The sequence below is a fragment of the Streptomyces mayteni genome, assembly GCF_054783955.1.
Genome location: NZ_BAAGPR010000163.1, coordinates 1 through 12171, shown reverse-complemented (window position 1 = coordinate 12171; position 12171 = coordinate 1). Strand labels below are relative to the sequence as shown.

Here is a 12171-nt window from a genome sequence, read left to right as displayed (position 1 = left end):
CGGCGCTGCTGTGCGCCGGTGGGCTGGCGCGGGCGATGCCCGCCGCGCTCGGTGCGCCCGCGACGACGGCCGCGTTCACGCTGCTCGCCTTCGCGCTGGTGGCCGTGGGTCTTGCGGCCCGGCCGCGCCAGGCGCCGGTGTCGCTCTCGGTGGAGTGCGCCGGCTACGCGGTCGCCGGCTGGGCGGTGTACTGCGCGGCGGCGCGCCTCGGCACGCTGTCGACGGTGTTGGCGCTCTGCGCGGCGGGCGCCGCCTGGGTGGCGCTGCGCGCCGACCGCCGGCCGGCCTGGTACGTGGCGGGCGGGCTGTTGGTCCTGTCGGCCTGGACGCGTCTCGTCGGCTGGGAGGTGACGGTGCCCGAGGCGTACACGGCGCCGGTGGCGGCGGCGCTGCTCGGGGCGGGAGCCCTGCGGAGGCTGGGCGATCCCGGGCTCTCCTCGTGGCAGGCGTACGGGCTCGGTCTCGGGGCCTCGCTGCTGCCCAGCCTGTGGCTGCTGGCGGACGATCCGGGCTGGGGCCGGTCGTTGCCGCTCGGCGGCTGGGCGCTCGGGGTGACGCTGGTGGGGGCGCGGCGGCGGCTCCAGGCGTCGCTGCTGCTCGGCGGCGGCGCGCTGGCGCTGGTCGCCGGCCGGGAACTGGCGCCCCAGGTGGTGCAGGTGGCCGGTCTTGTGCCGCGCTGGGTGCCGCTGGCGCTGGTGGGGGCGGCGCTGTTGGCGGTGGGCGCCACCTACGAGCGGCGGCTGCGCGACGCCCGCTCGTTCCGGGCCGCCTGGCAGCGGTTGGGCTGACGGACGGCGGCGGCCAGGCGGCCGCCGCCGTCCACCTCGGGCTATGCCGGAGAGGCGCCCTGGATCGTGAGTTCGTAGGGGAACGGGTCCCCGACCCCGACCTGCCACATCGGGTAGTCGCGGTGCTGCGAGGGCGTGGCCGCGACGACGAGCATCAGGTGCGTCTCACTGCCCTGGAGGCCGAAGTTCGCCGTCTGTCCCGGCGCGAACGCGGCGCTGTACCGGACGGAGAAGTTGGGCGAGACCGCGGCCAGCCGGAACCGCCAGTCGGCGCCGGCGAGGCTCGACCGGCCCTGCAGTTGGACGGACACCTGGCCGCCGGTCGGATTCAGCCGGATGACGTTGTGCCCGTACTGGTGCGGGGCGTCGCTGTCGGCGATCCGGTACTGGCCGCTGCCGAGGCTCTGTAGCGGATCGGTGTGCAGGGGGCGGTAGTTGCCGCCGCCGCGCCAGAGGTCGCTACGCATCCTGGCACCGTCGGAGAAGTCGTAGACGACCTGCCGGGACGTGTACTCGGCCATCAGCTGGGCGAACCCCTGGTGGTTCAGGCCGAGGACCCGCTTGATGGTGTCGATCGGGTGCTCGCCCTGCCGCGCCTCGTACCAGAACCGGTCGATCACCTCGGGACCGTAGAGGTCCCGGATGGTGTTGAACAGCAGCCAGTCGCCGTAGTAGGTCTCCTGGGACAGCCATCTGCGGTGCTGGCGGTCGACGTAGTAGCCGGATCCGACGACCACTTCGGGGCGCCGCATGCGGGCCATGTAGTTGGCGTGGGCCTCCCAGACCGGCCCGGAGACCGGGTTGCCGGCGCCCCAGCCGCCGCCGTTGCCGCGGGCGATGTTGAGGTCGACCGCGTAGTTCTGCAGCACGTGGTTGAACTCGTGCGACTCGACCCAGTCGTCCCAGATCTTGTCGTAGGGCAGGCAGATGTGCCCGAGGCCGATGTCGTCGGGTCCCGCCCAGTTGGCCGGGGGCAGGAAGCCGCCCGACCAGGTTCCGCACAGGTAGACGTTGATCTTGTACTGGGACCCGACCGGGTGGTCGGCGGGATCGACGAACCCGACCTCGTTGACGTAGTAGTCGTAGATGTCGTCCATGTGGTCCGCGATCCACTGCGGGTAGTTGTCGATCCCGCGGTTCTGCCGTCCCCAGGCGACGGCGTCGACGGCGCCACCCCAGCGGACGGCGAAGTTCTCCGACTCGACGACGTTCCTGGTCTCGGCGCCCGCGTCGGTGATGAACCGCGGGACGCGGGTCTGCTTCGCCGCCTGGACTTCCGTGTCGGGCGCGGCGCCGGCCTGGCCCGCCGGGCCCGCGAGCACCAGGGCCGTGGCGAACGCGGCGGCGGCGGCTAAGAAGCGCCGCCACGGGCGTTTCCTGCCTGGTCTTCTCGGTTCTCGTGACATGAGGATCCGTCCCTCTCCTTGGCGATGTGGGGGGCCCTGGCGATGTGGGGGGCGGCCCGCAGGGGATCGGGTCCGCCATCGGCTCAGGGGGTCTGGACGACCCTGCGCATGGTGCCGTCGGCGTTGAAGTACAGGTCGTCGATGGCGACGGAGCGGCGGAAGTCGCCGCCGCCCGGGGCGCCTGCGGTGTGGTAGACCATGTGCCACCGGTCGCCGAACTCCATGATGGCCGGGTGGTTCGTCGTCGAACTCACCTGGCCGAGCACGACTCCCCGGTGTGTCCAGGGGCCGGCGGGGCTGTTCGCGGTCGCGTACCTGATGCAGGCGTAGGACGAGCTGGTGACGCAGTCGGCGCCGGAGTTGGAGGCGTAGGCCAGGTAGTAGAGGCCGTTGCGCTCGAACAGCCAGGGGGCCTCCCAGAAGCCGGTCAGGCCGGCCGGTTCGAAGACCGCGCCGTCCAGCGCCGTCATGGTGTCGCGCAGGCGCACCGCCCTGGGCTCCCAGTACGAGCCCCAGTACAGGTAGATCTCGTCGTCGTCGTCGATGAACACCGTCGGGTCGATGTTCAGCGCGGAGGAGTTGGGGGTGGAGTCCGAGATCAGCGGGCCGCCGATGGCGTCCCGGTAGGGGCCGAGCGGGTGGTCGGCGACCGCGACGCCGATGTTCATCCACCCGTTGTCGGTGCGGCCGTCGACCGAGACGAACCAGTAGAACCGGCCGTCGGGTCCCTGTTCCACCTCGGAGGCCCAGGCGTTCGCGCCGGCCCACGCGAAGGTGTCGAGCGAGAGGACCGCGCCGTGGCGCTGCCAGGCGGCCGGGTCGTTCGAGGGGGACCGCGAGGAGAACGCCTGCCATTCGCGCATGACGAACTGCTGCTGGCCGGGCGCCGCCTCGTCGCGGCCGGCGAAGATGTACGCGGTGCCGTCGACGACGAGCGTGGCGGGGTCGGCGGTGTAGATGCCGGTGACGATGGGGTTCGCCAGCGGCTCGATCTCCGACGCCACCGACGCCACCGACGCTTCCGGGGTCGGTGCCCCGGGCTGCTGGGCCGAGGCGGAACCTGACGCCGTGCCGAGTCCGACGGCGGTGAGGACCAGGGCCGCGGCCCCTAGGGCCAGTTGGTGGAACGGTCGACGATGTGCCATCGCGGTGCCTCCTGCTTCTCGCGGCTGCCAGCTCGAAGAAGCTCTCCGGGTACGCGGACCGACACCCACCCGTAGTCGGTTCAGGGGGGAGCCACCTCGGGCTGTTGTTTGAAATGCCGAACGACGTACGGGATTTGGCACCTAGCAAGCTACTGCTGATACCGGCCGCGTCAACGGGGGAAACCGGACCACTCCGGGGCCGGTACCCGTCGCGGTCAGCCGGTGCGGTGGGAGCGGGCCAGCGCGAGCCAGCCGAGGACCGCGGCGACCAGCCCCGACACCAGGGCCGCGGCGCCCCCGACCACGCCGTTCCCGGTGCCGGGACCGCCGTCGGCGACGGCCAGGTTCAGCGCGCCGCCGACCGCGGCGACCAGCCCCGCCACCAGGGCCGTGACCGCCCCCCTCGTCCCTCCGTTCCCGATCCGGCGGACCGCACGGGCCAGCGCCAGCGCGCCGGCTACCACGCCGACCAGCGCCAGCAGCGCGGCCGCGGTGGCCCAGAGACGCGCGGCGGTCAGGGTGCCGGCGTCGACCTCGGCCGAACCGGCCGAGACCCGCGCGGCCGCGGGGGTGGCGAGCCCGACGGCTCCGACCAGGGCGAGCAGGGCGGTTGCGACGGCGGTGCTCAGGCGACGAACAGACATGAGGGTGCTCCTTCTCTTCCCACGACCGGATGTCGCCCGAGCATCCCCGCGGGACCCGCCCCGCGTCGTCCGGCGGGCGGAGGCACTTCGCCCTGCCGCGGGTGCCGCAGCCGGCTGCCACGGACGCCGCGGGAGGCGGGCGGGTACCGCGAGCGCGGTAGTCGGCCGCTCGTCCCCCGGGAGGACTCGCTCCCGGCGACGGCCGGCTAGGGTGCGCCCCATGAACGCGGGTGAGTCCGGCGTCCTGGCCCGGCTCTGGGACTGGGGCATCGCCGTCGGGGTGGCGGCGGTGCTGCTGGTCACCGCCCTCTCCGGGCAGCGTTCCGCCACCAACCTCGACCTGTTCGGGTACGCGCTGCTGACGGCCGGCGGGCTGGCGCTCGCCGCGCGCCGCCGGGCGCCACTCGCCACTCTGGCCCTCACCGGGGGCTGCGCGGTCGGTTACCAGGCGACCGGTTTCGACGTGCCGGCCGTCGCCTACCTGTTCGCGGTGTACGCGGCCGTGCGGGCGGGACACCGCACCCTCACGGCGGTGGCGAGCGTGCTCGTGCTGGCACTCCTCCCGCTCGCCGTTCTCGCCTCCGGCCTCCACGGCACGGGCGAGGCGTTCGCGCGGGCCAGGGGCGCCCTCGAGATCGCCTGGCTGATCGCGGCCGGCGCGGCGGGCGAGGCGCTGCGGCAGGCCGAACGGCGCGCGGACGAGGCGGAACGCACCAGGGAGGAGACCGCGCGGCGCCGCGCCGACGAGGAACGGCTGCACATCGCACGGGAGTTGCACGATTCGCTCACCCACCAGATCTCGGTGGTCACGGTGCAGGCCGACGCGGCCGTGCACGTGGCCCGCAGGCGCGGCGAACCGGTGTCCGAGGCCCTGCTGGCGATCCAGGAGGCGGGGCGCGAGGCGAGTCGGGAGCTGCGCGCGACCCTGGAGGCGCTGCGCGACGACGACACGGCCCCGCCGTGCGGTCTTGACGACGTCCCCGAGCTGGTGGAACGAGCGAACCGGGCCGGTATCGAGGCGACGCTGACCATCGAGGGGCGGCGGCAGGACGTGCCGGCCGCGGTGGGCAGGACCGTCTACCGGATCGTCCAGGAGTCGCTGACCAACATCGCCAGGCACGCGGCGGCCCGCACCGCGTCGGTCCTGATCGACTGCCGTCCCGACGCCGTCTCGATCCGCGTCGACGACGACGGCAGGGGCAGCCCGACCACCGCGCCGACCCCCGGCGTCGGGCTGCTCGGCATGCGCGAACGCGTCGCCGCCCTCGGCGGGCGGCTGCGGGCGGAACCGCGCGGCGAGGGCGGCTTCACCGTCCAGGCCGAACTCCCCCTGAACCAGGCGCCGTGATCCGGGTCCTGCTGGTCGACGACCAGCCGCTGATCCGCAGCGGGTTCCGTGCGCTCCTCGACCTCGAGGACGACATCGAGGTGGTGGCCGAGGCCGCCGACGGCGGCGCGGGCCTGGAGCTCGCCAGGGAGCACCTGCCGGACGTCGCGCTCGTCGACGTCCGGATGCCGGTCGTCGACGGCATCGAGGCGACCCGGCGCATCGCCGACGACCCGGCCCTGGCCGGGGTGCACGTCGTCATCCTGACCAACTACGGCCTGGACGAGTACGTCTTCGACGCGCTGCGTGCCGGCGCCGCCGGATTCCTGGTCAAGGACGTCCTGCCGGAGGACTTCCTGCACGCCGTGCGCGTCGCGGCGCGCGGCGACGCCCTGCTCGCGCCCTCGATCACCCGCAAGCTGATCAGCCGGTACGTCACCCAGCCGCTCCCCACCGACACCGGCGAGGCGCTGGGAGAGCTGACCGGCCGGGAGCGCGAGGCCGTCGTGCTGGTCGCGCGGGGCCTGTCCAACAAGGAGATCGCCCGCCGCATGGTGATCAGCCCGCTGACCGCCAAGACCCACATCAACCGCGCCATGAGCAAGCTCCACGCCCGTGACCGGGCCCAACTCGTGGTCCTCGCCTACGAGTCGGGGCTGGTGGCCCCGGGCAACCCCTGACCCCGGGAGGCGGGGGTCGGGGGCCGCGGAGAAAACCGCTGGACACGCTCAGGGGCGCTCGGCGAGCATCCGCGCTGTGACAGACGAACCCGCCCGCCGGTCCCCGGCCCCGACCCCGACCGGCCCGAGGTCGGTGAGACTCGTCGCTCTCACCGGCGCGGCCATGACCGCCCTGCTGGACGACGACCTCGCGCTGGCCGGTGCCGAGGCGGGGGTCGAGCTCACGGACTACTTCCTCACCGATCAGGCGAAGTGGGTCTGGCGGTATCGGCTCGGTCAGCTGGCCTCGGACCCGGGCAGCGCGGGGTGGCTCACCCGGGCCGTGGTGGCCGAGCCCGAGGGCGTCGTCGTGGGGTACGCCGGTTTCCACGGGCCGCCCGACGAGGCGGGCATGGTGGAGATCGGCTACTCGGTGGCCCCCGACCACCGCCGTCGGGGGTACGCCAGGTCGATGTTGACGGAGCTCCTGCGGCGCGCCGCCGCCGAGTCCGGGGTCAGGACCGCGCGGGTGACGATCAGCCCCGAGAACACCGCCTCCCTGGCCACGATGTCCGGATTCGGCTTCGTGGAGGTCGGCGAGCAGTGGGACGAGGTGGACGGCCGCGAGCTCGTCTTCGAGGTCCCGGTCTGAACGGGCTGCCGCCGGAAGACATGGCCTAGGCGCCGTCGGCGCGCCAGGTGGCCGACACCGTCATCGTCGCGTCGGCGCTCTGCCCGACGATACCCAGTTCGAGGTCGTTGCCGATCCGGATGCCGAAGGAGACCGACAGCTCCTCGGGCGGGTCGGGAACGGCGCTGACCGAGCGGTGCACCTCTTCGAGCAACGGGCCGAGCGGGCGCAGCATCGCGCGCGGCCCGTCCTCGCCGGAATCTTCCGACCCTCAGGTGAGATGGTTTCAACGCATCACGCCAAAAGCGTCGACGGGCGGCGTGGGGCCGCCCGTCGACCGGGGGTTCAGCCGCGGGTGCGGAGCGGTTGGATGGTGATGTCGCGGTAGCGGACCGCGTTGCCGTGGTCCTGCAACCGGATCGGGCCGGCCGTCGGGCCCTCGGGGGCGCCGGCGCCCGTCGGTCCGGTGAGCGCCACGTCGTCGTGGACGGTGACGCCGTTCCAGACGACGGTGACGCGGGCGTCCTCCGTCTTGTCGCCTTCGGCGTCGAAGCGGGCGGCGCGGAAGGTGATGTCGTAGGTCTGCCAGGTCTCCGGTGGGCGTGCCGCGTTGACATCGGCGGCCCGCTGTTCGTAGATGGCCGCGGCCTCGTTGGCGGCCAGCGTCTCGACGCCGTAGGAGTCCAGGATCTGGATCTCGTAGCGGTCCTGGAGGTAGACGCCGCTGTTGGCGCGGTCCTGTCCGGTCACGTCGGGTGGCAGCTCGGGCAGCCAGAACTCCAGGTGCAGCCGGAAGTCCTGGAACGACTGCTTGGTGCGGATGTCGCCGCCGCGCACCACCATCGCGTCGTCCTCGACCAGCGGCCACTCCACCATGCGGCCGTCGCCGTGCTGGAACGCCGACCGGTCGACGCCGTCGAAGAGCGTGACGGGGCTGCCGGAGCGGTGGACGGTGAGCAGGTCGAGGTTGACGTGCCCGGTGTCGTCGGGTTCGTGGACGTAGGTGATGGTGTTGCTGCCCCGGCGCAGGTTCAGTCGCTCGGTCCTGGTGGACCACTGTTCCCAGGTGCCGGTGGACAGCAGGTCCGTCTGTCCCACCCGTTGCCCGTTGACGTAGACGCTCAGCGTCTTGGTGCCGCTGAAGGGGTCGGGGCCGTTGGAGTAGCGCAGTCCGACGTCGTGGGGGCCGCCGCGGGCGGCGTCCACGGTGAAGGTCGTGCTGGCGCCCTCGGTGCCGTAGCCGGCGACGAAGCCGCGGCCCGAGTAGGCGTCGTGGTCGTCGGCGAGGCGCGCGCCGCCGGCGAGCCTGGCCTCCTCGGCCTCGTAGGCCGTCGGGGCGGGCTCCGGCGCCCCGGGGATCCGGTTGAGGGTGTACCACGCCTCGGTGTTCCACAGCTCCTGGCCGCCGGCGTCGGTGAACGGGCGGGGCGAGCGCAGGTGGACGACGTGGCCCGGCTTCAGGCCGGGGATGTCCAGGGTGACCGTCCGGCCGTCGGGGGAGACGGTGGCCGAACGCACCGTCAGGGTCTCCTCGTCGACCTTCGGCCCGCCGTACTGGGCGGTCGGCACGTAGCGCCACTGCTCGACCTGGTAGCTCTCGGCGAGCGCGTCCACCGTCTCCTGGGAGAGCGGCTGGGTGTACTCCACCTCGAAGCCGTCGCCCGTGGCGCGCATCTCCCGCATGTCGAAGGCGTCGTCGCCGGTGGGCGTCAGCTTCTGCAGGCCGTAGGTCAGCTTGCCCTCCTGGCCCCAGTTGCCGCCCGCGCCGATGCCGCCGGCGTAGATCGCGCCGTCGGGGCCCAGGCTGATCCGGTTGACGCCGGCCTCCAGGCCCTGGGTGAAGCGGAAGACCGCGCCCTGGTAGGCGCCGTCGACCTGTTCCAGGTACGCCCGTTGGATCCCGCCGTAGGTGACGTCGCCGAAGATCATCTGACCGGCGAACGTGCCCTCCTGGAGGGTGAGCGGGGTGCTCGGCGAGTTGGCGATCTCGTTCTGCGGCAGCCAGAGCACGGGTTGGGTGACGGGCTGGTCGTCGAAGGGGCCCGCCGGGTTGGTGTAGTGGTTGAAGAAGTCGCCCTCGTCGACCTGGACGAGCTTGGACGAGGGCAGCCAGCCGCCCTGGTTGTCCGTGACGAACAGCTCGCCCTCGGGGCCCCAGCCGATGCCGTTGGGGGTGCGGAGGCCGCCGGCGACGTAACTGACCTCGCCCGTCTCGCGGTTCACCTTGACGGTGGTGCCGCGGTTCTCGGCGGGCTGCGGGTTGGTGGTGGCGCCGCCGAGGTCGATGGCGACGGACAGGTTGAGGTAGAAGTAGCCGTCCCGGTAGAGCAGGCCGAAGGCGAACTCGTGGAAGTTGCCGCCCCACGGCCAGGTGGCCACCGTCCGGTACTCGTCGGTGACCTCGTCGCCGTCGAGGTCCACCAGCTCGGTCAGCTCGTGCTTCTGCGAGACGTACAGGGAGCCCTCGACGTACTTGAGGCCCTGCGGTTCCCGCAGCCCCTCCGCCACCCTGACCGCGGTCACCCGGCCGGGATCCGTCTCGCCCGTGACGTTGTCGAGCAGGTAGACCTCGCCGTCGGTGGGTTGCTCGTTCGGTGAGCCGCCGCCGCCCCAGGTGGCGACCGCCAGGCGGCCGTCGGGCAGCCACTCCATGGCGGTGACCTGCGGCTCGAAGCCCTCGGGACGCAGGTCGGTCAGCTCGTAGTCGGGGTGCACCTCGGTGAGCGGCAGGCCGTCGCCCGGCGCGTCGTCATAGCCCTCGCACTCCTTGCGGCCCGGAGCGGTGACGCGGACGACGCCGGCGTCCGTGCTGAGCACGGAGTTCGGCACGACGGAGAAGTCGGTCGCACCCGGCGGCCGCCAGGAGAGCGTGAGCTGCTGCTCGCCGTCGCGCTCGAAGTACTCGACGAACAGCGCGTGGTAGCCGGCCGTCAGCTCGATCGAGCCGTCCTTGGACGTCGCTCCGTGCAGCCCGTCGTGGTCGATGACCTCCTGGTCGTCCACGAAGAGCCGCGAGCCGTCGTCGCTGGTGAGGCGGAACTCGTAGGTGCCGTCCTGCGGCACGTCGAGGTTGGCGATCGCGTGGGTCACGAAGCGGTTCTCGAAGCCGAACTGGTCGGCCGTGGTCCAGTCGATGGTGGGCATCAGCCGGTCGACGTTCGGCGTCTGGCCCGGCTTGAGCGTGCAGATCTCCTCCAACGGCACCTGCACGTCGTAGGTGCGCAGGGTCACCCCGGGTTCCTGGGGCGGTGGTTCGTCGGCGGCTCGGGCCTCCTGGCCCGCGGCGGGTGCGGCCCAGCCGGCCCCGGCGAGCAGGGTCACTGCCAGCAGAGCCCCGAGGCGGCCGCGGAGTCTTCGATGGAACCGGCGGCGGGTCGACGGTTTGACCATTGCTCCTCCTGACGCGAGTGGAGCGGGACGGAGCCTGGAGCCCAGGCTCGGCGCCGGAGAGACTAGGGACTTTGTGTTGACGTGTCCATGCTTCCGGCGTGGTCCGTCGAAAGGATCTCCCACCGCGGCGAGAAGATTCCCGGCATCGGCTCGGTCTTCGGACACTCGGGCGAAGAAGTGCGCGCCGGTGAGCAGGAAGTCCGTCGCGGGCGGCGGCGCCCGGCGGCCGCCCGGTGAACTCGGTGGTCGTTTCGCGCGTGGAACAGGGGAAGGGGCGGGACCCCACGGCCGGCCGAGGGGCGATGGGCCGGTCGCGAGACCACGACCGGAGGCACGACCATGCGGCAACGGCCCTCGAACCGCCGGGATCGGCCGTCGGCCTCCCGGTTCACCACCGCCTTCGCCCGCGACCCGGCCGTCGCGCGCCGCGGAGTCGCCCCCGGGCGGCGGGCGTTGGTCTCCGTGCTGGGGATCGGCGCGGTGGGGATCGTCGCCACGTCGCTGTGGCTGGCCGGCGTCCCGCCGCTGTCGGGCGGCGTCCCATCGCTGTCGGGCGGCGGCCCGGACGAGACGGCCGCGGCAACTGCCTCGACACGGCGGGCGGTTCGACCCAGACGGGCGCCAACGTCGAGATGGCGGGCTGCGACGACTCCGCGTCCCAGGTCTGGAACGTCGAACGGCAGCCGGGCCTGAACGCCTTCAGCCTGGTCTCCACCCACAGCGACCTCTGCGCGGACGTGGCGGGCGGCACCCGCGAGGCCGGCGCCACCATCCGGCAGTGGATCTGCGGCGGCGCGGAGCGCCAGGTCTTCAGCGTGGAACGGGCGTAGCCCGGCGTCCACGACGCGCGCGTCGTGGACGCCGTGGGCGTCGGGGCTCAGGCGGTGGTGGGCCTGGGCAGCACCGGCCACTGGCCGGAGAGCCGCATGGCCGCCTCCGTCACCGCCGGATCGCGCGAGCCGCTGGCCAGGCCGTCCAGATAGGCGTGGGCCGCCGCCTCGTACCGCTCGTCCACCTCGCGTCGCGCCGCCTCCAACGCGTCCTCGCGGGCCTGGTCCTCGGCGGGGTGCGCGGCGGCCCGCTGGTCGGCCCGCCGCGCGGCCAGGGTCGACTCCTGCTCCGCCGCCACGAGCCGCTCCCGCTCCCGCGAGGTGGCCCGGTAGGCCGCCAGATACGGGTGCGCCACGGCCAGCCCGAGCAGGAACGCCACCCCGCCGGAGAGCAGGAGCAGCGCGGTGAACATCAGGCTCATCGTCTGCTCGCCGACGCCGATCTGGTCGAGGACGCTGCCGGCGTCCCGCACCTCGGGGTCCAGGTAACGCGCCTGGTCGGGGTCCGTGAGCAGGTCGCGGTCCTCGGCCAGCAGGCTCGCCCGCAGCCCGCCGAGCACCCAGCAGGCGTGCACCCAGGCGCCGAGCAGCAGCAGGGCCGGCAGGGCAAGCAGCCGGGGCGCGCCCGTGGCGGAGAGCGTCCGCAACAGGCGGCCGAGCACGTGCGGGACGCTGACCATGACGATCCCCACGGCGAGCGTGAAGGTCGCGGTGAGGAGGTTGGCCGACGGGTCGCCGGTGCCGTGGATGCGCCGGAACGAGCTCCAGTAGATGGGGAGTTCGACCAGCGTCAGGCAGCACAGCAGGGCGAGCGTGCCGCGCCTCGAGATGCCGGTGGCGCTCACTCCCTCCCAGCGCGCCGAGTCGCTCGCCTGGTGGGCGGTGGGCTCGGGGAGCGGGTCCCCCTCCGGGACCGCCCGGGCGGCATCGCCAGGGCGCCGTTCGACCCAGCGGGCCACCGTGTCCCTGAACTGCCGCCGGCGCGCGGCCTGTTCGGCCAGCCGGTCGAGCTGGGCCCTGGTGATGTCGAGGTGGTCGGAACGTTCCGCCCTGGCCTCCGCGCTGCGCCGCAGCGCCGCCTCGGCCGCGTCCGCCTCGGCCCGTGCCTGGGCCGCCGACCTGACGGCCGTGGACCGTTGGACGGCGGCCTCCCTGGTCAGCCGGTGCCGGAGCTCGTCACGTTCCGCGGCGAGCGCGGCCAGCCGCGACGGCAGTCCCTCGCCGCCGAGCACCCAGGCGTCGAACTCGCCGCGGCGCGCCGCCCGGTGCCCCTCCCTTCGGCAGCGCGCGAGCAGCGCGGAGCGCGCCCGCCGCCGGTCGTCCTCGCGGGCGGTCCTGTCGCGCCGCCAGG

General features: G+C 73.4%; 11 protein-coding genes. 5 read left to right on the top strand and 6 right to left on the bottom strand.

Going from position 1 to position 12171, the window contains the following annotated elements; all coding sequences use genetic code 11:
* Positions 1 to 788: SCO7613 C-terminal domain-containing membrane protein (locus ACYVPE_RS37125; protein ID WP_461038242.1), on the top strand; the 788-nt coding region annotated here is incomplete at its 5' end.
* 41 nt (positions 789 to 829) lie between these two features.
* Here the strand turns inward: ACYVPE_RS37125 and ACYVPE_RS37120 are convergent.
* From ACYVPE_RS37120 to ACYVPE_RS37110, 3 genes are all read right to left on the bottom strand, one after another.
* Positions 830 to 2194, bottom strand: a complete 1365-nt coding sequence (locus tag ACYVPE_RS37120; RefSeq protein ID WP_461038241.1) for a DUF6055 domain-containing protein — start codon at positions 2192 to 2194, stop codon at positions 830 to 832.
* 83 nt (positions 2195 to 2277) lie between these two features.
* Positions 2278 to 3339 carry a family 43 glycosylhydrolase gene (locus tag ACYVPE_RS37115; RefSeq protein WP_461038240.1) on the bottom strand — a complete coding sequence of 354 codons (1062 nt, stop codon included), beginning with the start codon at positions 3337 to 3339 and terminating at the stop codon, positions 2278 to 2280.
* Positions 3340 to 3554: 215 nt separating this feature from the next.
* A complete protein-coding gene (locus ACYVPE_RS37110) occupies positions 3555 to 3983 on the bottom strand; it encodes a DUF6223 family protein (RefSeq protein ID WP_461038239.1) in 429 nt (142 codons plus the stop codon).
* 220 nt (positions 3984 to 4203) lie between these two features.
* Between ACYVPE_RS37110 and ACYVPE_RS37105 the strand changes: the two genes are divergently transcribed.
* From ACYVPE_RS37105 to ACYVPE_RS37095, 3 genes are all read left to right on the top strand, one after another.
* Entirely contained in the window at positions 4204 to 5331 is a 1128-nt protein-coding gene (locus tag ACYVPE_RS37105) for a sensor histidine kinase (RefSeq protein WP_461038238.1), read from the top strand.
* Complete coding sequence (locus ACYVPE_RS37100) at positions 5328 to 5990, top strand: response regulator (RefSeq protein ID WP_461038237.1); 663 nt, start codon at positions 5328 to 5330, stop codon at positions 5988 to 5990. Before ACYVPE_RS37105 ends, ACYVPE_RS37100 begins: the two co-directional genes overlap by 4 nt.
* Before the next feature lie 76 nt (positions 5991 to 6066).
* The gene (locus tag ACYVPE_RS37095) at positions 6067 to 6621 is read left to right on the top strand and encodes a GNAT family N-acetyltransferase (protein ID WP_461038236.1); all 555 of its coding nucleotides are present in this window, start codon (positions 6067 to 6069) and stop codon (positions 6619 to 6621) included.
* Between the two features lie 25 nt (positions 6622 to 6646).
* Here ACYVPE_RS37095 and ACYVPE_RS37090 read toward each other — a convergent pair whose 3' ends face one another.
* On the bottom strand, positions 6647 to 6835 hold the full coding sequence (locus ACYVPE_RS37090) for a CU044_2847 family protein (protein WP_461038235.1): 189 nt from the start codon (positions 6833 to 6835) through the stop codon (positions 6647 to 6649).
* A 110-nt stretch (positions 6836 to 6945) separates the two neighbouring features.
* Positions 6946 to 9990 carry a family 16 glycoside hydrolase gene (locus tag ACYVPE_RS37085; RefSeq protein WP_461038234.1) on the bottom strand — a complete coding sequence of 1015 codons (3045 nt, stop codon included), beginning with the start codon at positions 9988 to 9990 and terminating at the stop codon, positions 6946 to 6948.
* A 302-nt stretch (positions 9991 to 10292) separates the two neighbouring features.
* Here ACYVPE_RS37085 and ACYVPE_RS37080 point away from each other — a divergent pair, with 302 nt between their 5' ends.
* Complete coding sequence (locus ACYVPE_RS37080) at positions 10293 to 10820, top strand: RICIN domain-containing protein (protein WP_461038243.1); 528 nt, start codon at positions 10293 to 10295, stop codon at positions 10818 to 10820.
* Between the two features lie 47 nt (positions 10821 to 10867).
* Here the strand turns inward: ACYVPE_RS37080 and ACYVPE_RS37075 are convergent.
* A partial coding sequence (locus ACYVPE_RS37075; protein ID WP_461038233.1) for a hypothetical protein occupies positions 10868 to 12171 on the bottom strand: 1304 nt, incomplete at its 5' end.

Coding starts and splice junctions, on each gene's coding strand:
- ACYVPE_RS37110 (WP_461038239.1), bottom strand. CDS start 3,983: ATGTCTGTTCGTCGCCTGAGCACCGCCGTCGCAACCGCCCTGCTCGCC.
- ACYVPE_RS37105 (WP_461038238.1), top strand. CDS start 4,204: ATGAACGCGGGTGAGTCCGGCGTCCTGGCCCGGCTCTGGGACTGGGGC.
- ACYVPE_RS37080 (WP_461038243.1), top strand. CDS start 10,293: ATGGGCCGGTCGCGAGACCACGACCGGAGGCACGACCATGCGGCAACG.
- ACYVPE_RS37090 (WP_461038235.1), bottom strand. CDS start 6,835: ATGCTGCGCCCGCTCGGCCCGTTGCTCGAAGAGGTGCACCGCTCGGTC.
- ACYVPE_RS37085 (WP_461038234.1), bottom strand. CDS start 9,990: ATGGTCAAACCGTCGACCCGCCGCCGGTTCCATCGAAGACTCCGCGGC.
- ACYVPE_RS37120 (WP_461038241.1), bottom strand. CDS start 2,194: ATGTCACGAGAACCGAGAAGACCAGGCAGGAAACGCCCGTGGCGGCGC.
- ACYVPE_RS37115 (WP_461038240.1), bottom strand. CDS start 3,339: ATGGCACATCGTCGACCGTTCCACCAACTGGCCCTAGGGGCCGCGGCC.